Below are 25,651 nucleotides of genomic sequence, written 5' to 3' on the forward strand. Positions count from 1 at the left end.
GACGCTCACCGGAACCGGCGCTCAGCACGTCGTGTCGGCGGGGAAGGTGCGTGAGATCACGCGCCAGGTTGAACCGCTCTGCTGCAGCGTGAAGATGTTCAGTGCGCGGTGGGTCTGATCGTTTCCGGCACCGGCAAGCGACTTGCCGTCGGAATCGAGAGTGACAACGTCACTGGAGTCGATGCACGCCTCCGCAACGGTCGTCGGCGGAATCGCGGTGGCGTCCGCGCTCACAATCGTCAACGAGACGACAGTCGGTGTGCCCTCCTGTGTCCAGCCGTTGGCGACGAGTTCCTGTTGATCGTTCTCGATCTCGGCAATGATGGCGCCGGATGCCACCTTCGACAGCCTGTCGGACGTGTCGGTGGCGTCGGGTGCGATGGCCGCCGCGGCAGCAAGGAAATCGGCGACGTGGGTAGTGGCCGCAGCCGGAGGAAGCAGGTCGGGAACGGGCGATGCGCTCGGGGCGGCTGAAGGGCGAGCTGCTGCGGCGGCGGTCGGGATCGGAGTCGACACCACGGGCTGATCAGCCGCCTGGGTGGAGGCGGTGGTGCTCGTCCCGGTCGGCCAGACGGACCAGGTGAGGCCGATCACGGCGACTGTCGCGAGCATGCTCACTGTGACGATCGTGGTTCGACGCCGGGAATCGCGCCGCGCGGCCCGTGCAATTTGAGCAGAGTCGTCGATGGCGGCTTCGGGAGACGAGGACTCGACAGGGTTGCTCATCTGCTGGCTCCCGGACGTCTGGGGAGACGGCGAGGCGAGCGGTGGCGCGCTGCACGGCCCATGCGCAGCAACGATGCAGGTGTCGGGTCCACCAGTACTCTCCTGTATTTCGGGTTACAGGCTGATATGCGAAGTCGACCAGCTAGAAAAGCTGAATAAATTTCAACATAGGCCGCAGACTACGCCCGCGCTCAGTCGGGAAATACCCCCCATTCGGGTGACCTCGCACCTCACGCGGCTCAGTGGCGTCGGGCGAGCAGCCGGAAATCATGCAGATGCAGCCGCTTCCGATCGAGCATGCACCAGCCTGCGAACAGGATGCTGCCGCCGATGATCGCAAGGAACAGTGCCAGGACCGTCTCGCCCAGCGTCATCCGCAGCGTGATCGCCGGAACTCCAAAAGTGACGAGAGGAACAACGAGCGCATAGGTGATCGCTCCGACGCCCATCCGGATGCCGAGAAAACGTCGGACTTCGATGGTCGCCAGCGCTGCGTCAAGCAGCATGCAGAAGGCCCACGAGATCGCAGCTCCGGTGATTCCGATCAGTGGAATGAGCACGAGGTTTCCGGCCACGTTGACAAGAAGTACCACACCCTTGTTGATGGCCGCCCAGCCGCTTCGCCCGCTCATCAGGAGCACCGACTGAATATTTCCGGCGGTGAACGCGAGTGTGGCCCCGACGCAGAGGATGACGAGGGCCGTTGCACCCTGCTCGAATCCGGGCCCCAGCCAGCTGAGCACAACCGGGGCGAAGACGGCCAGGATGAGGTAGGCCGGCGTGCCGAACAACACGAGGAGTGTGGCCGTCAGCCGATACAGCGCTTCGACCTCGGTGTATTTCTTCTCAAAAAGGAGGGTGCTGAACCGCGTCGAAACGACGATCCGCAATGCGGTGTCGATGATCAGGCCGGCCGCGACGAATCGGCTCGCGCCGCCGTAGACTCCGGCTGCCGCCGAACCCGCGATCACTCCGACCATGATCACATCCAGCCAGATGAGGGTCTGTTCGAGGCCAGCCGAGGCCGTGCGTGGCAGCGCATAGTTCAGGATGCTGCGCCGCAACGCCGGGACCGGGCGCCACGAGCCGCGCACGTCAGCGGCGCGTTCGTGCCGGCCAACCTGGAACCTGACGATGATCAGGGCGGCGATGAGCGCAAACGGGAGCGGGGCGGCCCACGCGAGGGTGACTGCGACAAACGATCCACCCGCGGTGGCCACCAGCCACACGACGATCGGGCGCACGACAGGCAGACCGATGCTCCCCACGCTCACAAACGGAATGATGCCCCCGAGCCCCCGCGTCACGGCCAGGGCGACGAGGAGCAGTGCTCCGGCCGGCAGGAACCAGCCAGCGACGGTCACGGCGCGCACCACCTCGCTGGAATGGGCGTCGTCGCCGAGCATCAACGCGGGGGCCACGATGGCGATGGCGAGGGCGCACACGCTACTGCTGAGCGCCGTCACGAAGAACATCGTGCCGAGTGCGCTCCGGATCCGACCCGGATCGTGCGCGACAAGGCGCGGCATAATCCAGAGGGCGGCCGAGTCCATTCCGGCACGGGCGAGGCTCAACACGATGGTGAAGACGGCAATGGCTTGCAAAACGACACCTGAACCCGCGTCACCCAGTGTGCGCGCAAGAACGACTGTCAGGACGAAACCCATGATCGCGCTGGTCGCCGAGCCGACAAAGCTCGCAGCTCCCTGGCGCGCGATGAGTCGCGAATCCTGGGCCCGGGATTCGAGGTCTGACTTGCTCACCTCACTGGGCTGACCCACGTCGGAGGCTCACCACCTGCTTGCTGAGTCGGTAGAGAAACGTCGGGTTGCCGAGAAGGTACCGGGACCCGAGCCGTTTCGGTTCGATCATCAGGCGCCAGAGCCATTCGAGCCCCGACGAGATCATCCACGATGGTGCGCGCTTGTTATCACCGCTCACCCAGTCGAAGAGACCCCCACAGGTCAGAATGACGGGAACCGAGAGAAGATCTCGATGACGTGCGACCCAGTCCTGTTGCAGAGGGTCGCCCAGCCCCACAAACAGAATGTGAGCCCCTGACCCGTTGATGTCGGCAATCAACTTGTCCATTTGATCGGAAGGAATGTAGCCGTCTCTGGCCTCGATCAGCAGGTCGGGCTGCGCATCGCGAAGCCGGGCTGCGGCGCGCTCCGCAACACCGGGTCTACCGCCATAGAGGAAGATCTTCTTGCCTTCCAGAGCCGAGACCGACGCAAGCGGGTGGATGAGGTCTGTCGTTGCGACCCTCTCTGGTACTTCGCCCCCGAGAAGCCGGGCCGCCCAGACAACCGATCGGCCGTCGGCGTAGCTCAGGTCGGCCTCCAGTAGGTTCTTGTGGAACACTCTGTCCGTGGCCGCCAGATTGCAGACCGCGGCATTCACCCCGACGGCGACCCGGGTGTGCGGTGCGTTCGTCCAGGTCATGACCGTCTCGACGATTTGGTCTTGACGCATCCGGTCGACCGGGACCCCGACGACTATCGTGCGGGGCGCCGCCACATCGGCCTCGCTCATTTCGGTGCCGACGACGAGAGCGCGTACGAATCGGCGTCGGGCTCTTCACCGGCGACGACCCGCTCGCCGGGCGGCGCCGGCGTCGGGACCAGGGTTTGGGGGGAGGGAAGTGAGCGTTCGCGGGGCACGGCGATCGTGCCGAGGACGGCGATTCCGAGGCGCGCCGACTCGGTGACGACGTCGGCGATTCGGTCGGATCGGCTTGCCCGAAGCGCTGCGACAATCACGACGGCGTCGGAGTGGCGGAGCGCGGCAAGTTGGCTGGATCGGGGTGACGCGTGGTCGAGCACGACGAAGTGGAGTTCTCCTTGCCGATGTTGCGAGACTCTGTCGCGCACGTCTTTTGACATGTCAGGAGAAGAATTACCGGCCGGGTCCGCCTCCGCCGGAATGAAGACATCAAGGTGCTGGCTGAGGCCGGACCGGTAGAGGTTTCCCGACTCGTCGGCGCTCTGCGAGATCAGATCAAGACCCACCCGTATCTCTGCAGAGAAGGCGGGTGGCCCCGGCAGAATGAGATGCGTCGTGAGGTCCTGTTCAGCCATTACAACGGCCAGATTGACCGGAATGTCAGAGAGCACCTCACCAGGGGTGTCGTCGAAGATCGTGATGACGTGCGCGTCGACCGGGAGGTCGGTCAGGATGCGTTCGCGGGCGACGCGCAGCAGCTCAAGGGTGTCGTCGCTTGCGGGGATCGAGGCGTTCAGCGAACTGATGTCCGCAAGGATGGGTGCCCCGGTGATGCGACGCACTTCCTGGGCGTTCCGGAGCCGACGGTCAAATGGGTTGACGATGAAGGCGGCGATGAGGCCCAGAACGCCGCCGACCAGCAATCCGGCTCCCAGTGTTTGTGTCTTGCTCGGTTTCACCACGACGTCATTCTGGGAGGCCGTGGTGAGCACCGATCCTCCGGCAGTGTCGATCTGAGCCAGCACGCTCTTCTGGGTGAGAAGGGTGTTGAGCTCCATGGTGATGAGGTCGCGATCGCTTGCCGCCTGGTTCGCTTCGGTCGTTCCCGATTTCGATGAGCTGATCCGGGAATTCGCATTCGCGAGCTCCTCGCCCAGCTGGGTTCGGCGAGTTTCGACTCCTTTCAGGAGCGCGTCGAGTTTCGTTTGGGCTTGGGCAGTGCGATAGGCGAGGTAAGCGCCGGCGACGGCATCGGCACCGGCCTGCGCCTCGGCCGCGGTGGGAGCGGTGAACGCGATGTGCACGACCGAAGCGCCGGTGACCGCATCGACCGAAACGTTGCGTCGTACCTCGGCAGCCGACGCCCCCGTTCCCATCTCGTTCGCGGCATCCTTTGCAACCGAGTAAGACGTTGCGATCTGGGTCTCCGTCGTTCCGTCGAGAAGGCTGGATGCCTGCTTGGACGCATTGAACGGATCGGTCGAGATGATATTGATATTGACGTCGGCGGTGGCGGTGGCTCTAGTCGGAGTCAGCAGGAGAAAGAACCCAGCAATCAGGCCGCCGAGAAGCACTGATGCCACGATCACCAGCCACTGCCGTCGAAGTACGCGGACGTAATATTCCAGGCCCAGTGTCGATCCCTCTGCTGACTGCGACATGCTCTGCGTACCCCCACTGTCGGTCAGGCTCGAGCCGGCTGCTCAAATGCACCTAGTTGTGTCGGTTCGCCCGGAATTGACTCCCTCCGGGGTGTAGCTCCATATACTAATCTCCTCGAGAAGCAAAATCGGTGCCAGAGGGCGGTGTTCGTCCGCAGGAGGTGGCCACAAGCGTGCGAGACGGATTCGCAGGTCGGAGCGCTGTTCGAGCGTCAGAGTCCGAACTTTCCGCGCGCTTTGGCGGTACCGGGCGAGTCGATCAGCTTCCCCGCTGGCCGTTCACTGCGATGTTCGTGCTCTTCCCGCTCTGGTGGCTGCTGGGCCCGGGCGAAGCAGTCTGGATCGGGCTGGCCGCGGTGATGGTTTTCTATCTGGCGCGCCACGGGCATGTCGAAGTGCCTCGTGGTTTCGGGATCTGGCTGCTCTTTCTGGTCTGGATGGCCTGCTCGGTAGTCGGGATCGATACCGGTGGGCGTCTACTCGGTTTTCTCTACCGGGCGCTGCTCTATCTCACCGTCACCGTAGTGTTTGTCTACGTCTACAACGCCAGATCGAGATTGACCGTGCGCTATGTCGCGGGGGTGTTGACGGTGTTCTGGCTGATTGTCGTCGCCGGCGGGTATCTGGGAGTGCTCGTTCCGCTGTTCACCGTGCACACTCCGTTCGGCCTCCTCTTCTCGCCGACGATCAGCTCGAACGAGTTGGTGCAGGAAATGGTGGTGCGCCGCGTCTCTCAATACAATCCGACGGGTTGGCTCAAGCTCGACCCGCGACCGAGCGCGCCGTTTCTCTATACCAACGGCTGGGGCAATGCGTACTCGATGCTGACGCCGATCGTGGTCGGTTACCTGGTTCTCGTGCGGAGGGAACGACGGTTCTGGTGGTTACTCCTCGCCATCCCTGTGTCATTCGTTCCGGCATTTCTGACCTTGAACCGGGGGATGTTCATCGGGCTCGGGCTCGCCGTCGTCTACGTCAGTGTGCGGGCAATTGCCCGGGGCAGCCTCAAAGCGATTCTCATGGTGGCCGGGTTGGTGATGCTGGTGGCGGTGGCCTTCGCCGTGCTTCCGATCGAGCAGCGGCTGACCGACCGCGTCGAGATGAGTTCGTCGACGCAGGACCGGGCGAGTCTCTATGCGGAGACGTTCACGCGCACCCTGGATTCGCCCCTGTTCGGGTACGGAGCACCCCGGCCGTCGGCGTCACCGTACATACCGGCGGCCGGCACCCAGGGTCAAGTGTGGATGGTCATGTTCTCGCACGGATTTCCGGCGGTGATTCTCTTCATGGGGTGGCTGGTCTGGGCTTTCTGCGCGTCGTTTCGGGCACGGGATCCGGTGCGAGTGGCATGCAACACGGTCTTACTCGTCGTCATCGTGGAGTCGGCCTATTACGGAATCATGGCGACGGGCCTGTCGCTGGCGATGATCGCCGCAGCGCTCACCATGCGTCCCGGATCGGATCGAGCGCCGGAAACTCAAGCTGAGCTGTCCTCAGTTCGTCGGCTACACTAACGCCACGGTTGTCGAACCATGGTTGTCACACGTGTCGACTTTTCGACGCGCAGGAGGCGGGGACAGGGTGGCAGAGCAGCAGGGCGAGCAGATGCCTCGCGTCAGTGTCGTGATTGCGACTCGAGGCAGGCCCCAGATGCTGCGCAATGCAGTCCGAGCAGTGCTCGGCCAGGACTATGCCGGTGCGATCGACGTGACCGTGGTCTCTGACCGCATTGAAATCGATCCACTCGACGACGTCGAGGTTCCGCTCCTGCGACGCCGGTTGCGAACCGTGGCGAACACTCGTTCACCCGGCCTGGCCGGCGGCCGGAACACCGGAATCCTCGCCTCCGATGGCGAGCTTGTCGCCTTCTGCGACGATGACGACGAATGGTTGCCATCGAAACTCGCTCGTCAGATCGAGCTGTGGAGGGAGCATCCCGACGCGATTCTCATCGCGACGGGCATCCGGATCGCCACGTCGGGCCGACTCGTGGACCGGATTCCTCCGGAACGCACCGAGTTCGCCGACTTGATCAGATCCCGGCTGACGGAGCTTCACCCGTCGTCATTTCTGTTCCGGAGATCAGACGTGACCGGCCCGATCGGCCTGGTCGACGAGGAGCTGCCCGCTTCCTACGGGGAAGACTACGACTTCCTCCTGCGGGCGTCGCGCGTCGGGCTCATCCGGGCAGTGCCGGAGCCCCTGGTCGTTGTGCATTGGAACCGCACGTCATTCTTCGACGGCAAGTGGGAAGGGATCGTCGACGGTCTCACCTACCTGCTGAACAAACATCCCGAATTCACCCAGAGCGCGATCGGGTCAGCGCGGATCGAAGGCCAAATCGCGTTTGCGATGGCGGCGCTCGGGCGACGGCCGGAGGCGAAGCAGTGGGCCAGACGAACGATCGGACATGATCGATCTCAATTGAGGGCTTACGCGGCGTGGGCGATTGCAACAGGTCTTGTGCCGGCGGGCCCTCTGGTGTCGGCGGTCAACCGGCATGGTCGCGGGCTGTGAGATGAGCCGACAGAGTGGCCTCGGCGGAGGTGTTCCTCCATGCCACGGTTGAGCGTGATCGTTCCCGTGAAGAACGGCGAGCTGACGATCGCGAGGGCCCTCGACTCCACGCTGAGGGCGCTGCCCGCCGATTCCGAAATCGTGGTTTTCAACGACGGAAGCACCGACGCTACTCTCTCGCTCGTGCAGTCCTACGATTCCCGGGTGGTGCGCGTGATCACCGCACCTCAGTCGGTGGGGGTCGCGACCGCGTTGAACCTGCTGCTTGAACACACCGACAGCGAATTTGTCGCGCGCATGGATGCCGATGACATCACACTGCGGGGGAGATTTCACTATCAGCGCCGCGCGATATCTCCGGCGGCCGAGGTCAACTTCACGACGGTTCTCAATTGGCGACCGGATGCCCGCCGAATTGGTCTTGCGGCTCCGCTGGCGATCAGCGCGCGCGCGCTTCCATTTCACCTGTTGCTGACAAATCCGGTTTCACACCCCACCATGTTCGCGCGACGCGACGCGCTGACACGAGTGGGCGGATATCGGCCAGTGCCGGCGGAGGACTATGACCTGTGGCTGCGCCTAGCTGCAGCCGGTGTGGGGATACGGCGCCTGCCGCGGCCGACTCTGCTGTACCGCGTGCATCCGGGGCAGGTCACTGCCTCGCTGGCGTGGAGACATGCGTCGTGGACCGACCCTGACGTTGCGTCGGCGTTCGCCGACCTCAGCCAGTCGGTTCTTGGCCGTTCATTCAGAAGGCTGACCACGCTCGGCTTCAGCCCAGACATCACTCCGGCGGATTTCGAGCGTTCGCTTGCCGACTTCGCACGGGCGTTTCGAGCGTCGACGATGCGCTTGCCCCGATCGGAGCAGCTCATCGTCAATCGAAAACTCGGCCAACGAATCGAAACGGTGCGCGCAATGAGAGCGAATGTTGGTTAGGCCTGACCGTGCCGGGGCGCCGACCTCGCGAGCCGTGGAGGGAAGCCCCGGCGGCGGAGGAGTGTGGCGGAACCGAGGGTGTCGAGCGAGTCCAGGGCGCGCCGGAGGGTCGTGCTCGACGTCTCCATGGTGTACGGGAAGTAGACGACTTCGACACCGACCGCGGCGAATTCGCGCTCGAGCTTCCGACCGCGCTCTGTGCCCTTCCAGTCGTCGCCCTTGAAATAGACGTCGAAACGCACCTCGCGCCAGGTGTCGAGCTTGTTCGGGAGCCGCTCTTCCACCGCCTCATCGACGAACGAGATATGTCGCACGATCTCCAAGCGTTCCCCCAGGGGGACCACCGGTCCGCGGCCTTTCGTCTGCAGGAGCATTTCGTCGGAGACGACGCCGGCGATGAGGTGGTCGCACTGGCTTTTCGCATGCTTGAGAATGTTCAGGTGGCCGACATGGAACAGGTCGAAGGCCCCGCCGGCATATCCAACACGTGACACGTTCACTCCTCGTACAATTCGATTCAGGATGCCTTCGGCGCCGGTCAGTAGGCGCCAACGGGACGAATGACTGTCTTGACAGTGCGCCAGATGATCATCAAGTCGCCGGCAAGCGACCAGTTCTCGACGTAGTAGAGGTCGAGCCTGACGCTGTCTTCCCAGCTCAGGTTCGAACGACCATTCACCTGCCACATTCCGGTTAGTCCGGGCTTGATGTAGAGGCGGCGATGCACATGGGTCTCGTAGGACAGCACCTCGGCCGGCAGCGGCGGTCGCGGACCGACCACACTCATCTGGCCGACGAGGATGTTCCAGATCTGCGGAAGTTCATCGAGGGAGTACTTGCGGAGCACCCGGCCGACCCGCGTCACCCGGGGATCGTTGCGCAGTTTGAAGAGAACTCCGGAAGCCTCGTTCTGGTCGAGAAGGCCGGCCAGGTCGTCTTCGGCAGTGGCCACCATCGACCGGAACTTCAGAATGCGGAAGGTGCGACCGCCGCGTCCGCATCGCTCCTGCCGGAAGAGCACAGGGCCGGGGCTGTCGAGCTTAATCAGCAGCGCGATGAGGAGCAGCAAAGGCGCAAACACGAGGAGGGCTGTCGCGGACAGCACGACATCGACGAAGCGTTTCAACGCGTGCTTGGCGCCGTCGAAATGGGGGATTTCGACATGGATGAGGGGAAGTCCCTCAACCGGCCGAAAATGGATTCGTGGTCCGGCGATGTCGGTCAACCGGCTGGAGAGGACGAGTTCGGCCGACGTGGATTCGAGGTCCCAGCCGAGATTGCGGATGAATTGGCTGCCGCCTTGCGGTTGGCCCGCGACGACGACAGTGTCCACGCCCAGTGTCGCGGCCGCGGCCGCCACATGCTCAAAATCGGACACGATGGGAACGCAATGGCCGCCCACGGTGATGGTCTCTGGCTGATCCGACTCGAGGGCCACGCCGACGACGTAGTAGGCGGCACCGGATTTGTCATCGATCTGACCGACAACGTATTCGACGTCCTCGCGATTGCCCACGACGATGGCGCGGGCCAGGTAGTGGCCGAAGCGTCTCTGGCGAAGCAGCCATTTGCGCCAGAGCCACCGTTCGAGCAGCAATCCGACCATGCCGAGCGGAAGCGCAAGCATGAAGTAGCCGCGTGCGATCTCGACCTGGAAGACCAGGAAGCCGATGGCCAGCAGCCCGAAGGCGAGCGCGCTCGCATTCATCACCTGGCGGTACTCGGCAGCTCCGACGCCGATCACCCGGGAATCGCGGGTGTGAAACGCGCCGAGGGCGACAATCCACGCGGCAATGATGAGCACCGAGATCGACCAGTACTCGACGTGAAGTGAACTCGGGGTCACGGTGCTCGCGCCGCCGAAGCGCACGATCAACGCGAGGCTGACGGCGATCATGATGATGCTGATGTCGGTGAACTGGAGACGTGCGCGATAGCGCTTCGCCCAGACCAGCCCTGCCGAGAGGGCGTCGACAGGGGGAAAGAACACCGCCGGTGCCGGAGGTGGCGTCGGGATCAGACGAAGAACCGGCGGGGGTGCGCTCGCCGCGCTCGATGAGGCCTGATCGCGTGGCTTCGGGTCAGTCATCCGGCGCTCACCCCCCATGCAGCGCGGTGCCCCTGGGGGTGTCGCTGCGGAGGCGCTGACGCGCTCGTCCTGATGGATTCGGGCCTATTGGGTCGACAGAATCGTCGACACATTGTCGATGTTTTCACTAGCCATTCCCTGCAATTCGGGTGTACAGGTTATGTTTCAGGTTGCATCGGGCTCACGGCCTAGGGGACCGATCCGCCGACGATGAATAGCTGACAAATTCTCAGCTAGACACAGGCTGACATTAGCGTGAATCGCGCGCGGGGCGCTGTGCCCCAATCGGGGGGCGTGAAGTGAGCCCACGGTCATCGACGTGAATGAGGGCTGGATCCGGCGACGGCCTCGAGCGCTGCATCGGCTGGGCGGGCGGAAAAGTCACGCCTGATTCGAGCCGGCTTAAATGAATAATGGCCACCCGCGGTAGAAGCCCGCAGATGGCCAAGTGGCTCCGACCGGCATCGATCCGGTGACCTTTCGATTTTCAGTCGAACGCTCTACCAACTGAGCTACAGAGCCAGAAAACTGCTTCGAGAAGCCGCTTTCTAAGGCAAAAGCCCTTCCTCTCAGAAGGGCTTTCAGCCTGGCGACCCTGACGGGACTTGAACCCGCGACCTCCGCCGTGACAGGGCGGCACGCTAACCAACTGCGCTACAGGGCCTCGATGTAGACAAGTCTACATTTAGTTTTACAACTCGAGATTTACTGCTATTTGTTCACTTGCTTGATATTACTATACTGCGTATTTAATTGTGTGACCCCAACGGGATTCGAACCCGTGTTAACGCCGTGAAAGGGCGCCGTCCTAGGCCGCTAAACGATGGGGCCGAGAGGTCATAACGTGTATGACTTCCGACGCATAAGCATACGCAGAGTTCGGCCGAATGCCCAAATCGAAAACCGCCTGGCGTGTCGCGTGACACCTCGAGGTGGTCTCCGGCAGGCATGCGTTGATTTGGCGACCCTCGGCGAATGGTCGAAGGTTTTCGGTGCCTCCGAGATAGATTCGGGATTCTTGCTGGGCGAGAGTTGCCTGGAGTTGTTAGTGTGAAAAAAGACGACGCGAGTGACGGAAGTCAAGATCACACGCCCGAACGGGGAGTTATGTACCGGATGCCGACCGCACTGAGCACGAAGATGCGAGAAAAACGCGCACGCATCCTGTCGGTGGTCGGGCTGGCGACATCGCTTGTTCTCGCATTCAGTTTGATTGCGCCGTCGGTCAGCGCTCAGGCCGCCGCCTACCCCAGCTGGCAGGACCTCCAGGCCGCGAAGTCGAATACCGCCGCCGCCGCCGCGCAAGTTGAGTCGATCAAGGCGCTGCTCGTTGGGCTGCAAGCGGAGAAGGCACGGACCGAAGCCGAGGCGCTCGCTCGCAGTATCGAATTCCAAACGGCCCAAGACAAATTCGATGCGGCGGCGCGCCGGGCCACAGATCTGCAGGAACAAGCCGACTCAAGCAAGACCACCGCCGACACCGCGACGCGCCAAGCCGGTCAACTGGCCGCCCAGCTCTATCGCAGCGGAGGCACCGACCTCAGCGTCAATCTGCTTCTCGACGGAACTGGCGCCGGTGAAGGGGCCACTGAGCTTTTGTCGAAGCTGGGCAGCATGAGCAAACTCGTGCAGCGCAGCTCCGAGGTGTATGAACAGGCCCAGAGCGCCACAAATATTGCCCGGTCGCTGGGTGACCAAGCAACTGTCGCTCGCGCCGAGCGGGAAAAACTGCGGGTCGCTGCAGAAACGGCCATGGACGCAGCGCAGGCCGCGTCGGATGCGGCAGGGGTCGCACTTGCCGAGTCAGAAGCGAAGAGCATCGAACTAGACCAACAGCTCAAGTTCATGCAGGATGCACAGGCGACAACAGCCAATGCGTATGAGGCTGGTGTTGCGGAACGTGCCCGGCTCGCCGCGGAGGCGGCCGCCGCTGCGGCCGCGGCTGCAGGAGGTGCCGGAGGCGGTGGTGGCGGGAGCGGCAGCGCCGGGCCGGGCCTTGGCGGGGGTTACATCAGTTCACAGGGGTGGGCTGTTCCGGCCAGCGGGCGCATCACTGACGTCTTCGGTCAGCGACCAATCATTTGCGGTGGGGGCAGTTGCAGCAACCCTTATCATTCAGGCACCGACATCGGAACCGGCTGCTACTCACCGATCTATGCCGCGAACGGCGGCGAGGTGACATACTCGGGCCGCAATGGGACATACGGAAACTACATCCAGATCGACCACGGGGGTGGAGTGTCAACCGGATACGCGCACATTCGGGACGGAGGACTTTTTGTCAGTAAGGGACAGCGAGTCGACGTGGGGCAGAACATTGCGAGTTCCGGCACGACCGGTGCCTCCGACGGCTGCCACCTGCACTTCGAAGTACGAATCAACGGGCAACGTGTCGATGCCCAACCGTTCATGGCATCGATGGGAGCACCCCTTGGCTAGTAACAAGACTCGACCTCTGTCGCGTGTGAAACCGGCCACACTCTTCGCGGCAGTCGCCGTGGGCGCCGTCACGGCAACCGTCGGCATCTCTGCCCCGGCGGCGATCGCCGACCCGGGATACCCGAGCTGGGATGAGGTCGCGAAGGCCAAGCAGAACGAGGCCGCGAAGCGCGCACAGATCGACGCGATCTCCGGACTGCTCGACGGGCTGCGGGCATCCGCTGAAGCTGCCACCAAGACGTCGCTGATCGCCGCAGAGGCCTATCGAGTGACCCAGGACAAGCTCGACGCCGCGACGCTGCGTGAGGCGACGCTGAAAACACAGGCAAAGGATGCGCAGGCCGCTGCGGAAACCTCACGGATGCGCGCCGGGTTGATTGCCGCGCACCTGGCGAAGTCCGGTGCGCAGGATCTCTCGGTCAAGTTGTTTCTCAACGGCAGCTCCGCCGACGATCTGCTGCAGCAGCTCGGCACCGCCAGCAAACTCAGCGAGCAGTCAGCGACCATCTACCGCACGGCGATGCAGGACAAGAACGAGGCGACGTCGCTCGGTGAACAGGCGACTGCGGCCACCGCGGAGCGCACCCGGCTCGTCGGCGAATCCAAGTCGACGTTCGAAACGGCCAATGCAGCCTCGCAAGCCTCTAACGCCGCCTACGAAACCGAGCAGAAGAAGTCGAACGAGTTGTTCGAGCAGCTCGCGCTGTTGAACGACACGACGGCATCGGCCGAGCGCGAGTACCGTGCGGGGCTCGATGCCAAGAAGGCCGCCGATGCTCTGGCCGAAGCCGAAAAGAACAAGCCGGGGCCACCGCCCACGAACCCGAACCCGCCGACGAATCCCAACCCGCCCGTGAACCCGCCGGTCACGCCGCCGGTGAACCCGAACCCGCCCGTGACTCCGCCCGTGACTCCGCCCGTGACTCCGCCGGTGAGTCCGCCGGTTGTCGCACCCCCGAACGCGAGCGCGGTGGAGACGGCGATCGCCTTCGCCCGCAACCAGCTCGGCAAGCGGTACCAGCTCGGCGGTGCGGGCCCGGATGAATGGGACTGCTCCGGGCTGACGATGAAGGCCTACGGTGCCGCCGGTGTCTCCATCGGGAGTCACTCGGCGACGAATCAGTACTACACGATGATGAATCGGAACCGCCTGGTTCCGTTCTCGCAGGCTCAAGTTGGCGACCTGGTCTTCTGGGAAGGTCGCCCCGGCGACTTCTATCACGTCGCGATTTACATGGGCGGCGGTCAGATTCTTGAGGCCCCCGATGTCGGCAAGCCAGTGCGCATCCACTCGATCTGGAGCTGGAACGACGTCGCGGCGTACGTCGGTCGTCCGACCGGCTAGCCGATCGCGACATCCATTGAATTGAAGAAGGCCCCCTGGATCTCGATCCAGGGGGCCTTCTTCACGTGTGCAGGAGGCTAGTGGCCTTCGGTAGCCAGCTTCTCGATGCCGTCGCGGATGATCTGGTCGGCCTCAGCGGCGTCGCCCCAACCCTCGGTCTTGACCCACTTGCCGGGCTCGAGGTCCTTGTAGTGCTCGAAGAAGTGCTCGATTTCCTTGCGGGTGAACTCGGGGATGTCGTTGACGTCCTGGATGTGGTCCCAGCGCGGGTCGCCGGCCGGAACTGCGATGACCTTGGCGTCTGAGCCGCCATCGTCGGTCATGTTGAAGACGCCGACCGGGCGAGCCTTGACGCCCACGCCCGGGAACAGCGGGTAGTCGAGCAGCACGAGCACGTCGACGGGGTCGCCGTCGAGGCCGAGCGTGTTCTCGAAGTAGCCGTAGTCGGTCGGGTAGACGAATGCCGTGTAGAGCACGCGGTCGAGGTAGACGCGACCGGTCTCGTGGTCGACCTCGTACTTGTTGCGGCTTCCGCGGGGGATCTCAATGACTGCGGTGTATTCGGCCATGGCCGGTTCTCCTCTGATTCAAGGTTTCGGATCAACGTTTCGTGGTTCTACGTTGATGGTTCAACGCGCCTGAATGAGCACATCGATTGGACATCTGCGTGATCGACGGCCGGCTGCCTCGCGCGAGTGAATGCATCCGGATGCCGCAATGGCCGTCGAAGTCTGGGGATAACGTTACTGGATGGACTCTGAACGCCGCCCGCGATTGACCCCCGCCATCGCCGACGTACGCCGAGCCGTGCGTGAATCGCTCGCCGCGGCTGTGGCGGGTTTGCCGGATTCCGGTGATTCACGGGTGGTGCTCGTTGCGCTGTCGGGTGGAGCGGATTCGCTCGCGCTGGCCGCAGCGACGGCATTCGAAGCGCCCCGCGCCGGTCTTCGCGCGGGCGCGGTGATCGTCGACCACGGTCTGCAGTCCGGATCGGCCGAGGTCGCCGCCACGGCTGCCCAGCAGGCGCAAGCACTCGGACTCGACCCAGTTCTGGTGCGCCGGGTGCACATTGACGGCGGAGGGGGAGACGGGCCAGAAGCTTCGGCCCGTGCCGCCCGGTATGCGGCGCTCGATGCGGCGCGCACCGAGACCGGCGCCAGTCACGTCGTGCTCGGCCACACCCTCGACGACCAGGCCGAAACGGTGCTGCTCGGCTTGGCGCGCGGCTCCGGCGCGGGCAGTTTGCAGGGGATGGCCGCGATCGCCGGGCCGTATCTTCGACCGATGCTCGGCATCCGTCGTGCGATGACTCGACAATTCTGCATCGACGCGGGAATCGAGCCGTGGGACGACCCGCACAATCTCGACCCCCGCTATGCCCGGGTGCGGGTGCGGAACGTGGTACTGCCGACCTTGGAGGCTGAGCTCGGCCCCGGGATCGCGGAGGCACTCGCGCGCACCGCCGATCAGTTGCGGGAGGACTCCGCCGCGCTCGACGCGATGGTGGTCGAGATCATCGAGGAGATCTGCGAACCAGCCGAAGCCGGCATTGCCGTGTCGGTCGGGGTGCTGGCGGCGAATCCGCCGGCCTTGCGCCAACGCATTGTCAGGTACATGGTCGAAAGTGAGTTCGGCGTGTCGCTCGAACGAGTGCACACGCTCGCCGTACTCAGTCTCGTGACCGATTGGCACGGGCAGAAACCGCTCGACCTGCCAGGCGTTAGAGTTAATCGTCAGGACGGAATGCTGGTCTTTTCAGCACCGGGCACCCCACCGAGCAAAGGACTCTTTCGTTCCCATGGAACCTCGCGACATTGATGGCGACCTCACTGAAATCCTGATCGACCAGGAGCAGATTCGCGCTCGCCTGGCCGAGATGTGTCGCAGCATCGAAACCGACTACGCCGGCAAAGACGTGCTGCTCGTCGGTGTGCTGAAGGGCGCGGTCATGGTCATGGCCGACCTGGCCCGCGAACTCACGCTGCCGATCACCATGGACTGGATGGCCGTCAGCTCCTACGGCTCCGGCACCTCGTCCAGCGGAGTCGTGCGCATCCTGAAGGACCTCGACACCGACCTCATGGGGCGCCATGTTCTGATCGTCGAGGACATCATCGACTCAGGACTCACCCTGTCCTGGCTGCTGGCCAACCTCAAGTCGCGTGGCCCCGCATCCGTCGAGGTCTGCGCGCTGCTTCGCAAGCCCGAGGCGGCAACCGTGGAGATCGACGTCAAGTACATCGGCTTCGACATCCCCAACAAGTTCGTCGTCGGCTACGGCCTCGACTACGCGGAGAAGTACCGTAACCTGCGTTCGGTGGGGATCCTTGCTCCTCACGTCTATTCCTAACGTTTAGCCGCAACCTAGCCGCAACGCACCATACTTTCTAGAAACTGTTCCCCTCACGGCGAACATGCGGCATTCGTTCAGTGCTGGGGCGGTAGCCTGTGAGCACCATGAACGTCAAGAAGCTTCTTCGCGGCCCGCTCCTCTACATCGTGCTTGCAGTCATCGCTGTGTGGGTGGGCTCGAGCCTGCTCACCATGTCGGGATTCAAGGAAGTCACGACCCAGCAGGGTCTTGAGCTTCTGAAAGACGGCAAGGTGAGCGAGGCGACGATCATCGACGGTGATCAGCGCGTCGACCTCACCCTGGCTGAGGCCGACGGTGACCTCGGCAAGCAGGTGCAGTTCTACTACGTCGCGCCGCGAGGCACGGAGGTCGTCGAGGCTGTCACCAGCGCGAACCCGAAGGACGGCTTCACCGACGAGGTGCCGCAGGCCAACTGGTTCCTGTCGCTGCTCGGCATCCTGCTTCCCGTTCTGCTCATCGGCGTGTTCTTCTGGCTGATGCTCTCTGGCATGCAGGGCGGCGGAAACAAGGTCATGCAGTTCGGCAAGTCGAAGGCGAAACTTGTCACCAAGGAGACACCGCAGGTCACCTTCGCGGATGTCGCCGGTGCCGATGAGGCCATCGAAGAACTTCATGAGATCAAAGACTTCTTGAAGGACCCCGCCCGTTTCCAGGCGGTCGGTGCCCGCATCCCGAAGGGAGTGCTGCTGTACGGCCCTCCCGGAACCGGCAAGACGCTTCTCGCCCGCGCTGTGGCCGGCGAGGCCGGCGTGCCGTTCTACTCGATCTCCGGTTCTGACTTCGTCGAGATGTTCGTCGGTGTCGGTGCCAGTCGTGTGCGTGACCTGTTCCAGCAGGCGAAAGAAAACGCTCCGGCAATCATCTTCATCGACGAGATCGACGCCGTCGGCCGCCACCGTGGGGCCGGAATGGGCGGCGGTCACGATGAGCGTGAGCAGACCCTGAACCAGCTGCTCGTTGAGATGGACGGCTTCGACGTCAAGGCGAACGTCATCCTGATCGCCGCGACGAACCGTCCCGACATCCTCGACCCCGCGCTTCTTCGCCCCGGACGCTTCGACCGCCAGATCGGCGTCGACGCCCCCGACATGCTCGGCCGCAAGCACATTCTTGAGGTGCACGCCAAGGGCAAGCCGATGGCTCAGGGCGTCGACCTCGAGGTGCTCGCCCGCAAGACGCCGGGCTTCACCGGCGCCGACCTCGCCAACGTGCTCAACGAGGCTGCCCTGCTCACCGCGCGCTCCAACGCGCAGCTCATCGACAACCGGGCCCTCGACGAGGCCGTCGACCGCGTGATGGCCGGCCCGCAGCGTCGCACCCGCATCATGCGCGACAAAGAGAAGCTGATCACCGCCTATCACGAGGGCGGTCACGCCCTGGTGGCAACGGCGATGAACAACACCGACCCGGTGACCAAGATCACGATCCTCCCGCGTGGACGGGCCCTCGGCTACACGATGGTGATGCCTCTCGAAGACCGCTACTCGGTTTCGCGCAACGAGCTTCTCGACCAGCTCGCCTACTCAATGGGCGGCCGTGTCGCCGAAGAAATCATCTTCCACGACCCGACCACCGGTGCCTCGAACGACATCGAAAAGGCCACCTCCACGGCCCGCAAGATGGTCACCGAGTTCGGCATGAGCGCGGCCGTCGGCCCGCTCAAGTTGGGTCAGGCATCCGGCGAAATGTTCCTCGGCCGAGACATGGGTCACCAGCGCGACTATTCGGAGCGCCTCGCCGAGCGCGTGGACACCGAGGTACGCGAGCTGCTCGAAAACGCCCACGACGAGGCCTACCTGGTGCTGAACCAGAACCGGGAGATCCTCGACCGGCTGGCGCAGGCACTGCTCGAGCACGAAACGCTCGACCAGGTCGCACTCGCCCCGATCTTCGAAGGCGTCGTCAAGCTTCCTCCGCGCCCGCAGTGGCTCTCAAGCGACAAGCGTCCCGTCTCCGACGTTCCGCCCATCGCCATGCCGGAGCCGAAGGCGCCCATCGATGCGGGAGCAGTCGACGGGGGAGTTTCCAGCGGCGCGGCGGCAGACGCCAAGCCCAAGCGCGAGCCCAACCGGGCACCGCGTCCCGCTACCGCCTAGGCCGCCGTGGCAGTCGACAAGGCACGCGTTGAGGCCGCCGTCGCAGAGATTCTGGCCGCGATCGGGGAAGACCCGGGTCGCGCCGGCCTGGAATCGACGCCGCGGCGCGTGGCCGAGGCGTACCGCGAGTTCTTTGCCGGAATCGGGCAGAATCCGCTCGATCATCTGACCGACACGGTGGCGGTCGGCGAGCACACCGGCGAGCTGGTGCTGTTGCGCAACCTGGTTTTCCGGTCGATTTGCGAGCACCACCTGCTTCCGTTCCACGGCGTCGCCCACCTGGCCTATCTGCCCGGTGACCGCGTCGTCGGCCTCGGACGCCTTCCCGCCGTGCTTGAAACTCTGGCGGCTCGGCCGCAGATGCAGGAGCGTCTGACCGAGGAGATCGCCGACGCCCTGCAGACGGGGTTGGACCCTCAGGGGGTGCTCGTCGTGCTGGATGCCGTGCACGGATGTGTTTCAGCTCGTGGCCCGCGCCAGACCGGCAGCTCCACCGTCACGCTGGCCTCGCGGGGCGCACTGACCGACCCGGTTGCCCGCGCCGAGATCATGGCCCTGATCGGGGCCGGGGCGTGACACTGATCATGGGAGTGCTCAACGTCACTCCCGACTCGTTCAGTGACGGCGGCCTTTTTTCACACACGGATGCCGCACTCCGGCACGCTCACACACTCCTCGCCGAGGGCGCTGACCTGATCGACGTCGGCGGTGAGTCGACCCGGCCGGGCGCCGGCCGCGTTTCGCCCGCCGACGAGCAGCGTCGCGTGCTGCCGGTGATCACCGAGCTCGCGCGGCAGGGTGTCGTCGTGAGCGTCGACACCCTCAACTCGTCGACCGCCCGTGCTGCCGCCGCCGCCGGTGCCAGCATCATCAACGACGTCTCCGGTGGTTTAGCCGACCCGCTGATGGCATCCATCGCGGCCGAGACCGGCCTGACCTACGTGGCGATGCACTGGCGCGGCCACGCCGATGAAATGGATTCGCTCGCAGAGTACGGCGACGTGGTCGCCGAGGTCACCGGTGAGTTGGCGGCACGCGTCGATGCACTCACCGCGGCCGGCGTGGCCAGAGACAAGATCGTGCTCGACCCCGGGTTCGGCTTTGCCAAACGCGCGGAGCACAATTGGCGACTGCTCGCCCACCTGTCGGCACTCGATGAACTGGGGTTGCCGGTCTTGGTCGGTGTCTCGCGCAAACGCTTTCTGGCAGAGGTTCTGCCGGCCGACGCGTCGTTCGCCGATCGAGACCTGCCGACCGCGGTGCTCAGTGTGCATGCTGCGCAGGCCGGAGCCTGGGCGGTGCGGGTGCATGACGTGCGGGCGACGCGAACGGCGCTGAACGTGCTTGATCACCTCACGTCGGCCAGAATGGACCCATGAGCACCGACTCGATCACCCTCACCGGACTGCGCGTGAACGCACACCACGGCGTCTTCGACTTCGAGCGGGAGAACGGGCAAGATTTCATCATCGACGTCACCGTCTGGCTCGACCTGCGCAAGGCGGCGTCGGGAGACGACTTGGCCCAGACCGTGCACTACGGCGAACTGGCCGTTGCCGTGACCGATGCCGTCGCCGAGAATCCGGTCGATCTCATTGAAACCGTTGCCGAACGCGTGGCCGGGGTGGCCCTCGGCTTTGCAGCTGTCGAACGTGCGCGCGTGACGCTGCACAAGCCGCAGGCGCCGATCCCGGTGTTCTTCGAGGATGTCGCGGTGCAGATCGAGCGCACGCGCGCCGACTATCCGCACGCTGACGCGTCCTCGGGTGCCGAGGCGTCCGAATGACGCCGTCCCTGGGCCGTGAGGGGTCGCAGATCGACCTTCCCGAGCCCAACGAAGGTCGATTTGGCGACCGAGCGGCGACCCTGGCGGCGGCTGTGCGGGAGATCGCTGCGCTCGACGGTGCTGAGCTCGTGGCCGCCTCGCCGATCTATGAATCGGCAGCGGTCAAACTCCACGGCGTCGACGCCGATGCCCCCGAATATTTGAACGCGATGATCCGCATCCGTTACCGCGGCACGGCCGACGATCTGCTCGGTGCGGTCAACCGCATCGAAGCCGAGCACGGACGGGTGCGCGCTGAGCGGTGGGGAGACCGCACCCTTGACATCGACCTGATCACGTTCGGCACAGTGCAGCAAGACGACCCGCGCTTGACACTGCCGCACCCACGTGCGGCCGAGCGTGATTTCGTTCTCGCTCCGTGGCTCGACATCGATGCTGAGGCTGAGATTCCCGGGGTGGGCCGGGTTGCCGACCTGCTGGCAGCCATGCCGAACACTGTGCGGCGTCAGGCCGCTTCTGGTACGGATGATTCCGCTTCCGCTTCGGCACGCACCGGGGAGGCCGCCCGATGAAGCGCACTCATGCGACACCACTGATCGCGCTCGCCCTGGTCGGACTCGTGCTCGGTTTTCTCCTTGAGATCGCCGCTGCGGCATCCGGTTTTCCGCACATTGTTCCGCCGATCTCATTGCCGATCACCCTGGTTGCCGTCGGAAGCATCGTCGTGGCGCTCGCCTGGCCGATTCGCCAGGCCACGCGCGCGAACGGCACAGGAAAGGCCGTCAAGCCGGTTAACCCCTTCGTCGCGATGCGGGTGGCCGTGCTGGCGAAGGCATCAAGTTTGAGCGGAGCGCTGCTGCTCGGCGGCTCCAGCGGGATCGTGCTCTACATCCTGACCCGCTCGGTGGTGCCGGCGGTAACATCGTTATGGCTGGCAATTGCTGCGGCGGTCGGAGCGGCACTTCTGCTCGCCGGCGGACTCATCGCCGAACATTTCTGCACACTGCCGCCGTCGGATGATGACCAGAACGAGCATGGAGCGACACATGTCTGAGCAGGTCGAATCGAAGCAGGTCGAATCGGACCAGGTTGAAACGCAGGTCGAATCCGACCAGGTCGCCGCTGCGCGCGCCGCCGGGACCGACCGAAACGTGAGGATCGGTGCCGATGACGCATGGAAGCGTGTCGCACCGCGATACGTCGTCGTCGAAATCGTCAGCACACTGCTGTTCGGCGTCATCGTTTGCGCCATTGCCGCATTCGTATGGCTCGCCATGGACCTGCAGTGGGCGGTCTACGTGGGCGCTGCGGTGGCGTTGATCACCCTCGTCTCGTTGATCGTTCTGCCGCGGCGAGTGCGCTCAATCGGCTATCAGTTGCGCCAGGATGACCTGCTCTTTCGTCGCGGCATCATGTTCCAGCGTTTCGTGTCGGTTCCCTACGGCCGGATGCAGTTGGTCGACATCACCCGTGGCCCCGTCGCTCGGTGGCTCGGCCTGGCCGACCTCAAGTTCGTGACGGCCGCGGCATCCAGCGGGGTCGCAATCCCGGGGCTGGCTGAGGCCGACGCCGAGGCCCTCCGCGACCGGCTGGTCGAGCTGGCGGAAAGCCGCCGGGCCGGGCTGTGAGTTCGCCGGCTCGTACCGATTCGGCTCCGGCCTCGCTGGCCGACGGAGAGTGGCACCGTCTCTACCCGGCCAGCCCGTTGCTGCGTGGAGGAATTTTCGTCTTCGCGGTTCTCGGGTTCATCATCGCGAACCTCCGCGAGCGACTCATCGACCTGTTTTTCGGGGTGCCGAGCTACAGCGGTGATCCGATCGACGAGATCGTGCGCCGCGGGGCGGTCGGTTGGGCGCTCGGCGGCGTCGCCGTTGTCCTCATCGTCATCCTGATCGGGTTCTATCTCTCCTGGCGGATGCACACCTTTCGGGTCAGCGACGAGTCGGTCGAAGTGCGCAGCGGCATTCTCTTTCGCAGCCACCGCAAGGCGAGGCTCGACCGCATCCAGGGCGTGAACATTGTGCGCCCGCTGATCCCACGCTTGTTCGGAGCGGCAAAACTCGAGATCAGTGTCGCCGGCCAGGATGCGAATGTGCAACTGGCCTACCTCGGCTCGGCGCTGGCCGACGGGCTGCGGCGGGACATCCTGCGGCTCGCCTCCGGGGTGCGGCAGGGCGAGGCGCGTGCTGGTGCCGGGACCTCGGCGGGTGCAGGTGTGACCGACGCAGGTGCGGCCACTGCAACTGCGCTGCCGGCCGCGCCCCTCCTCGCCGCGGGACCGAATTCAGGAACGGAGTGGCGTGTCGCCCCCGAAACCGATGCTGGGAGTTCACAACACACCTCCGTTCCTGAATTCGGTCCCGGTGCAGACGCGGGCGTCGCACAGACCAGTCCTGGGGTGACTGGTCCGGCTGCGACGGGGGTTGGTGCCACGATCGGCAGCTTCGCCTCAGACCGCGTCGCCGAGTTTCTGGCCCCCGAGCTCGACCCCGATGCCGCACCGCCCGCATCCGTCGTGTCGATCCCGGTTGGGCGACTGATCGGCTCGATTATTTTCAGTGGCTTCACACTCTTTCTGCTTGCCGGGATCGTGGCGCTCATCGTGATCGTGAACACCGGAGCCTCGAACTGGATTCTGTTCGCGATTCTGCCCGGCCTGATCGGTAGCGCCACTTACTACTTCTCGCGGTTCACGAAGTCGCTGCGCTACAGCATTGCCGGAACACCCGACGGGGTACGTGTGGGATTCGGCCTCTTCACCACCAGCAACGAGACGCTGCCGCCCGGGCGCATCCACGCGATCAGCGTGAGTCAGCCACTGCTGTGGCGCCTGTTCGGATGGTGGGAGATCCGCGTCAACAAGGCCAGTCATTCTTCGAACTCGGGGGCCGCCGGCCAGGCCAATACCACGATCCTCCCGGTCGGTAGCTTGGCCGATGCTGCCCGCGTGCTCGAACTCATCCTGCCGAGTTTCACGGCCGAGGAGCAGCATTCGCTCGTGACCGCGGGCCTGCTCGGGACCGGTCGTGCCGATCGGACCGGCTCCGCCGGGTCCGCCGGCGATGACGGTTACAGGAACGCGCCCCGCCGGGCCGCGTGGCTCCGGCCCTTCTCCTGGCGCCGCACCGGCTATTCGGTGGCCGAGGATGTCGTGTTGATTCGGAGTGGTCAACTCTCGCGCCAACTCGTGCTGATTCCGCTCGCCCGCCTGCAGAGCGTCGCCATCGAGCAAGGACCGGTGCGACGGATGCTGCGCCTCGCCTCGGCCCGCCTGCACACCGTCACCGGCCCGGTCTTCGGCACTCTGAGCGTTGTCGATGTCGACGAGGCGTCGCGGTTGTTCGAGCACGTCGCCCGGGGCGCCATTGAGTCGGCCACCTCCGATACCAGTCATCGATGGAACGAACAGAGCGGAATGAACGCATGACACCCCGTCCCGGACGCCTCGGCATCGGAATCATCGGCGCCGGCCGTGTCGGTCCCATTCTCGGTGCCGCCCTCGCCGGCGCCGGCCACGCGGTCATCGGTATTACCGCCATCTCCCAGGCGAGCCGCGACCGGGCCGACGCCATCCTTCCCAACGTGCCGATTCTGACCGTGCCCGAGATCGTCGAGCGCAGCGAACTCGTCATCATCGCCGTGCCCGATTCCGAGCTGGCCGGTCTGGTCGCGGGACTTGCGGCAACCCAGACCTGGCGGCCCGGCCAGCTCGTGCTGCACACCTCGGCGCAGTTCGGCACCGCGATTCTCGCTCCCGCCCAGGCGGCCGGAGCGATCCCACTCGCGATTCACCCGGCGCTCACCTTCACCGGCACGAGCATCGACCTGGCCCGGCTCGCGGACAGCTATTTCGCGGTGACCGCCTCGAGCCCGGTTCTGCCGATCGGGCAGGCACTCGTCGTTGAAATGGGTGGGGAACCGGTGATCGTCGCCGAGGCCGACCGGCCCGGCTACGCGGAAGCGATCGAGACGGCCACTGCCTTTTCGAGCTCCATTATCGAGCAGGCCACCAGCCTGCTGGCGGGCATCGGGATCGAGCATCCGGGCGCAGTGATCGCGCCCCTGGTGCGCTCGGCCATGGAGAACGCCCTGGCGAGCACCGGGCCGGATCGGCGCACCTTGCGGATGCGGGGCCGTGACGAACTCGGCGACGGTCCGTTTCCGTTCGACCAGTTCAACCAATTCGACCAGGAGGACTGATGAGCGCAGAGAGTCAGGTCGAGCCGACCGCGCCGCAGGTGATCGGGTCGATCAGCGAACTGCGTCAGCGTCTGACCGAGGCGAGGCTGCAGGCATCCGCCGCCACGTCACGCCGCGCCGGCGACACGCGGCGATCCCCGCGCGTCGTACTCGTGCCGACCATGGGCGCCCTGCACGCCGGGCACCTCTCGTTGGTCGCCCGGGCACAGGAACTCGGCGACATCGTTGTCGTGTCGATCTTCGTGAACCCGCTGCAGTTCGGTGCCGGTGAAGACCTCGACAGCTACCCGCGCACGTTGCAGGCGGATGTCGCCGCACTGGCTCCGCTCGGCGTTCCGTTCGTGTTCGCTCCGACGGCGCTCGAGATGTACCCCAACGGTCCGACCGCGACCCGCGTCACGGCGGGGGACGCCGGGACGCTCTATGAGGGTGCCGCCCGCCCCGGACATTTCGACGGGATGCTCACCGTCGTCGCGAAACTGTTCAACATCGTCGGCTGCGATGCCGCGGTGTTCGGCCAGAAGGACGCACAACAGGTGTTCTTGGTTCGGCGCATGGTCGCCGATCTCAACCTTCCGGTCGAGATTGAGGTGGCCCCGACGGTGCGGGAGAGCACCGGACTCGCACTCTCGAGCCGCAACCAGTACCTCACCGAGGCCGAAAAGCTGGGCGCCGGGGCGATTTCGGCGGGGCTGCGCGCGGCGGAAGCTGCCGCGCCGAACGCACGCGCGGCGGTCGCGGCGGCGCACGGAATCATCGACACCCAGCCACTGGTTAAACTGGAGTACCTCGTTGTCGTGCATCCGCAGAGTTTTCTACCGGTCGACGACGGCTATCGCGGCGCGGCCAGGATGCTCGTCGCCGCGTATGTCGGAACGACCAGACTCATCGACAACGTCCCACTTGACCTCAACTCACCACCAGCACGGGTTTCGTAAGCCGGCCTAGCCGGCTTCAGACAGCCATCCGACGGAGAACCGCATGACCGAGAACATCGCAGCAGACGCCACCCCCGCTCAGTTGGAGCTGGCCGC

General features: G+C 64.7%; 24 protein-coding genes and 3 tRNA genes. 17 read left to right on the forward strand and 10 right to left on the reverse strand.

Annotation, left to right across the window (positions count from 1 at the left end; genetic code table 11):
• Positions 1-21 precede the first annotated feature (21 nt).
• From AB4Y63_RS15610 to AB4Y63_RS15625, 4 genes are all read right to left on the reverse strand, one after another.
• Complete coding sequence (locus AB4Y63_RS15610) at positions 22-726, reverse strand: hypothetical protein (protein ID WP_441791981.1); 705 nt, start codon at positions 724-726, stop codon at positions 22-24.
• Between the two features lie 239 nt (positions 727-965).
• Positions 966-2,489: an oligosaccharide flippase family protein gene (locus AB4Y63_RS15615; RefSeq protein ID WP_441791982.1), complete on the reverse strand. Its 1,524-nt coding sequence runs from the start codon at positions 2,487-2,489 to the stop codon at positions 966-968.
• A gap of 1 nt (position 2,490) precedes the next feature.
• On the reverse strand, positions 2,491-3,261 hold the full coding sequence (locus tag AB4Y63_RS15620; RefSeq protein ID WP_441791983.1) for a WecB/TagA/CpsF family glycosyltransferase: 771 nt from the start codon (positions 3,259-3,261) through the stop codon (positions 2,491-2,493).
• Complete coding sequence (locus AB4Y63_RS15625) at positions 3,258-4,832, reverse strand: hypothetical protein (protein WP_441791984.1); 1,575 nt, start codon at positions 4,830-4,832, stop codon at positions 3,258-3,260. The genes AB4Y63_RS15620 and AB4Y63_RS15625 overlap by 4 nt, the downstream gene beginning before the upstream one ends.
• Before the next feature lie 287 nt (positions 4,833-5,119).
• On the opposite strand from AB4Y63_RS15625, the gene AB4Y63_RS15630 reads away from it, so the two are divergent.
• The 3 genes from AB4Y63_RS15630 to AB4Y63_RS15640 all read left to right on the forward strand — a co-directional run bounded on the left by AB4Y63_RS15630 (position 5,120) and on the right by AB4Y63_RS15640 (position 8,288).
• A complete protein-coding gene (locus tag AB4Y63_RS15630) occupies positions 5,120-6,346 on the forward strand; it encodes an O-antigen ligase family protein (protein ID WP_441791985.1) in 1,227 nt (408 codons plus the stop codon).
• 91 nt (positions 6,347-6,437) lie between these two features.
• Positions 6,438-7,349, forward strand: coding sequence for a glycosyltransferase family 2 protein (locus AB4Y63_RS15635; RefSeq protein WP_441792049.1), 912 nt, complete (start codon positions 6,438-6,440; stop codon positions 7,347-7,349).
• 39 nt (positions 7,350-7,388) lie between these two features.
• Positions 7,389-8,288 carry a glycosyltransferase family 2 protein gene (locus tag AB4Y63_RS15640; RefSeq protein WP_441791986.1) on the forward strand — a complete coding sequence of 300 codons (900 nt, stop codon included), beginning with the start codon at positions 7,389-7,391 and terminating at the stop codon, positions 8,286-8,288.
• Here AB4Y63_RS15640 and AB4Y63_RS15645 read toward each other — a convergent pair.
• From AB4Y63_RS15645 to AB4Y63_RS15665, 5 genes are all read right to left on the reverse strand, one after another.
• Positions 8,285-8,782, reverse strand: a complete 498-nt coding sequence (locus AB4Y63_RS15645; RefSeq protein ID WP_441791987.1) for an adenylyltransferase/cytidyltransferase family protein — start codon at positions 8,780-8,782, stop codon at positions 8,285-8,287. The genes AB4Y63_RS15640 and AB4Y63_RS15645 overlap by 4 nt on opposite strands.
• A 44-nt stretch (positions 8,783-8,826) precedes the next feature.
• Positions 8,827-10,377: a sugar transferase gene (locus AB4Y63_RS15650; protein ID WP_441791988.1), complete on the reverse strand. Its 1,551-nt coding sequence runs from the start codon at positions 10,375-10,377 to the stop codon at positions 8,827-8,829.
• A gap of 449 nt (positions 10,378-10,826) precedes the next feature.
• A tRNA-Phe gene (locus AB4Y63_RS15655) sits at positions 10,827-10,899 on the reverse strand.
• 65 nt (positions 10,900-10,964) lie between these two features.
• Positions 10,965-11,041: transfer RNA gene (locus tag AB4Y63_RS15660), tRNA-Asp, on the reverse strand.
• Positions 11,042-11,135: 94 nt separating this feature from the next.
• Positions 11,136-11,208: transfer RNA gene (locus AB4Y63_RS15665), tRNA-Glu, on the reverse strand.
• 285 nt (positions 11,209-11,493) lie between these two features.
• On the opposite strand from AB4Y63_RS15665, the gene AB4Y63_RS15670 reads away from it, so the two are divergent.
• Together AB4Y63_RS15670 and AB4Y63_RS15675 are read left to right on the forward strand one after the other, a co-directional pair.
• Positions 11,494-12,816: a peptidoglycan DD-metalloendopeptidase family protein gene (locus AB4Y63_RS15670; protein ID WP_441791989.1), complete on the forward strand. Its 1,323-nt coding sequence runs from the start codon at positions 11,494-11,496 to the stop codon at positions 12,814-12,816.
• A gap of 25 nt (positions 12,817-12,841) precedes the next feature.
• Entirely contained in the window at positions 12,842-14,161 is a 1,320-nt protein-coding gene (locus AB4Y63_RS15675) for a C40 family peptidase (protein WP_441791990.1), read from the forward strand.
• Positions 14,162-14,238: 77 nt separating this feature from the next.
• Here AB4Y63_RS15675 and ppa read toward each other — a convergent pair whose 3' ends face one another.
• Positions 14,239-14,730 carry an inorganic diphosphatase gene (ppa, locus tag AB4Y63_RS15680; protein ID WP_441791991.1) on the reverse strand — a complete coding sequence of 164 codons (492 nt, stop codon included), beginning with the start codon at positions 14,728-14,730 and terminating at the stop codon, positions 14,239-14,241.
• A 181-nt stretch (positions 14,731-14,911) separates the two neighbouring features.
• Between ppa and tilS the strand changes: the two genes are divergently transcribed.
• The 12 genes from tilS to panC all read left to right on the forward strand — a co-directional run bounded on the left by tilS (position 14,912) and on the right by panC (position 25,555).
• The gene (gene tilS, locus AB4Y63_RS15685; protein WP_441791992.1) at positions 14,912-15,979 is read left to right on the forward strand and encodes a tRNA lysidine(34) synthetase TilS; all 1,068 of its coding nucleotides are present in this window, start codon (positions 14,912-14,914) and stop codon (positions 15,977-15,979) included.
• Positions 15,960-16,511 carry a hypoxanthine phosphoribosyltransferase gene (hpt, locus tag AB4Y63_RS15690; RefSeq protein WP_441791993.1) on the forward strand — a complete coding sequence of 184 codons (552 nt, stop codon included), beginning with the start codon at positions 15,960-15,962 and terminating at the stop codon, positions 16,509-16,511. Before tilS ends, hpt begins: the two co-directional genes overlap by 20 nt.
• Positions 16,512-16,618: 107 nt before the next feature.
• The gene (gene ftsH / locus AB4Y63_RS15695; protein ID WP_441791994.1) at positions 16,619-18,631 is read left to right on the forward strand and encodes an ATP-dependent zinc metalloprotease FtsH; all 2,013 of its coding nucleotides are present in this window, start codon (positions 16,619-16,621) and stop codon (positions 18,629-18,631) included.
• A 6-nt stretch (positions 18,632-18,637) separates the two neighbouring features.
• Positions 18,638-19,207: a GTP cyclohydrolase I FolE gene (gene folE / locus AB4Y63_RS15700; protein ID WP_441791995.1), complete on the forward strand. Its 570-nt coding sequence runs from the start codon at positions 18,638-18,640 to the stop codon at positions 19,205-19,207.
• Positions 19,204-20,010 (forward strand): dihydropteroate synthase, encoded by an 807-nt coding sequence (gene folP, locus AB4Y63_RS15705; protein ID WP_441791996.1) that lies wholly within the window; start codon positions 19,204-19,206, stop codon positions 20,008-20,010. The genes folE and folP overlap by 4 nt, the downstream gene beginning before the upstream one ends.
• Entirely contained in the window at positions 20,007-20,417 is a 411-nt protein-coding gene (gene folB / locus AB4Y63_RS15710; protein WP_441791997.1) for a dihydroneopterin aldolase, read from the forward strand. The genes folP and folB overlap by 4 nt, the downstream gene beginning before the upstream one ends.
• On the forward strand, positions 20,414-20,989 hold the full coding sequence (gene folK / locus AB4Y63_RS15715) for a 2-amino-4-hydroxy-6-hydroxymethyldihydropteridine diphosphokinase (protein WP_441791998.1): 576 nt from the start codon (positions 20,414-20,416) through the stop codon (positions 20,987-20,989). The genes folB and folK overlap by 4 nt, the downstream gene beginning before the upstream one ends.
• Positions 20,986-21,471 (forward strand): DUF3180 domain-containing protein, encoded by a 486-nt coding sequence (locus AB4Y63_RS15720; RefSeq protein ID WP_441791999.1) that lies wholly within the window; start codon positions 20,986-20,988, stop codon positions 21,469-21,471. Before folK ends, AB4Y63_RS15720 begins: the two co-directional genes overlap by 4 nt.
• The gene (locus AB4Y63_RS15725) at positions 21,464-22,045 is read left to right on the forward strand and encodes a PH domain-containing protein (RefSeq protein WP_441792000.1); all 582 of its coding nucleotides are present in this window, start codon (positions 21,464-21,466) and stop codon (positions 22,043-22,045) included. The genes AB4Y63_RS15720 and AB4Y63_RS15725 overlap by 8 nt, the downstream gene beginning before the upstream one ends.
• Positions 22,042-23,844, forward strand: a complete 1,803-nt coding sequence (locus AB4Y63_RS15730; RefSeq protein WP_441792001.1) for a PH domain-containing protein — start codon at positions 22,042-22,044, stop codon at positions 23,842-23,844. The genes AB4Y63_RS15725 and AB4Y63_RS15730 overlap by 4 nt, the downstream gene beginning before the upstream one ends.
• Positions 23,841-24,617: a Rossmann-like and DUF2520 domain-containing protein gene (locus AB4Y63_RS15735; RefSeq protein ID WP_441792002.1), complete on the forward strand. Its 777-nt coding sequence runs from the start codon at positions 23,841-23,843 to the stop codon at positions 24,615-24,617. Before AB4Y63_RS15730 ends, AB4Y63_RS15735 begins: the two co-directional genes overlap by 4 nt.
• The gene (gene panC, locus AB4Y63_RS15740; protein WP_441792003.1) at positions 24,617-25,555 is read left to right on the forward strand and encodes a pantoate--beta-alanine ligase; all 939 of its coding nucleotides are present in this window, start codon (positions 24,617-24,619) and stop codon (positions 25,553-25,555) included. The genes AB4Y63_RS15735 and panC overlap by 1 nt, the downstream gene beginning before the upstream one ends.
• The last annotated feature ends 96 nt before the right edge of the window (positions 25,556-25,651 follow it).

Origin of the sequence: Leifsonia sp. YAF41 (genome assembly GCF_052113185.1) — a bacterium.
In the GTDB taxonomy this organism is placed as follows: domain Bacteria; phylum Actinomycetota; class Actinomycetes; order Actinomycetales; family Microbacteriaceae; genus Cryobacterium.

Coding starts and splice junctions, on each gene's coding strand:
- AB4Y63_RS15640 (WP_441791986.1), top strand. CDS start 7,389: ATGCCACGGTTGAGCGTGATCGTTCCCGTGAAGAACGGCGAGCTGACG.
- folK (WP_441791998.1), top strand. CDS start 20,414: ATGACGCCGTCCCTGGGCCGTGAGGGGTCGCAGATCGACCTTCCCGAG.
- tilS (WP_441791992.1), top strand. CDS start 14,912: ATGGACTCTGAACGCCGCCCGCGATTGACCCCCGCCATCGCCGACGTA.
- AB4Y63_RS15735 (WP_441792002.1), top strand. CDS start 23,841: ATGACACCCCGTCCCGGACGCCTCGGCATCGGAATCATCGGCGCCGGC.
- AB4Y63_RS15635 (WP_441792049.1), top strand. CDS start 6,438: ATGCCTCGCGTCAGTGTCGTGATTGCGACTCGAGGCAGGCCCCAGATG.
- panC (WP_441792003.1), top strand. CDS start 24,617: ATGAGCGCAGAGAGTCAGGTCGAGCCGACCGCGCCGCAGGTGATCGGG.
- AB4Y63_RS15630 (WP_441791985.1), top strand. CDS start 5,120: ATGTTCGTGCTCTTCCCGCTCTGGTGGCTGCTGGGCCCGGGCGAAGCA.
- AB4Y63_RS15670 (WP_441791989.1), top strand. CDS start 11,494: ATGCCGACCGCACTGAGCACGAAGATGCGAGAAAAACGCGCACGCATC.
- AB4Y63_RS15725 (WP_441792000.1), top strand. CDS start 21,464: ATGTCTGAGCAGGTCGAATCGAAGCAGGTCGAATCGGACCAGGTTGAA.
- ppa (WP_441791991.1), bottom strand. CDS start 14,730: ATGGCCGAATACACCGCAGTCATTGAGATCCCCCGCGGAAGCCGCAAC.
- AB4Y63_RS15620 (WP_441791983.1), bottom strand. CDS start 3,261: ATGAGCGAGGCCGATGTGGCGGCGCCCCGCACGATAGTCGTCGGGGTC.
- AB4Y63_RS15610 (WP_441791981.1), bottom strand. CDS start 726: ATGAGCAACCCTGTCGAGTCCTCGTCTCCCGAAGCCGCCATCGACGAC.
- AB4Y63_RS15625 (WP_441791984.1), bottom strand. CDS start 4,832: ATGTCGCAGTCAGCAGAGGGATCGACACTGGGCCTGGAATATTACGTC.
- AB4Y63_RS15650 (WP_441791988.1), bottom strand. CDS start 10,377: ATGACTGACCCGAAGCCACGCGATCAGGCCTCATCGAGCGCGGCGAGC.
- AB4Y63_RS15720 (WP_441791999.1), top strand. CDS start 20,986: ATGAAGCGCACTCATGCGACACCACTGATCGCGCTCGCCCTGGTCGGA.
- hpt (WP_441791993.1), top strand. CDS start 15,960: ATGGAACCTCGCGACATTGATGGCGACCTCACTGAAATCCTGATCGAC.
- folB (WP_441791997.1), top strand. CDS start 20,007: ATGAGCACCGACTCGATCACCCTCACCGGACTGCGCGTGAACGCACAC.
- ftsH (WP_441791994.1), top strand. CDS start 16,619: ATGAACGTCAAGAAGCTTCTTCGCGGCCCGCTCCTCTACATCGTGCTT.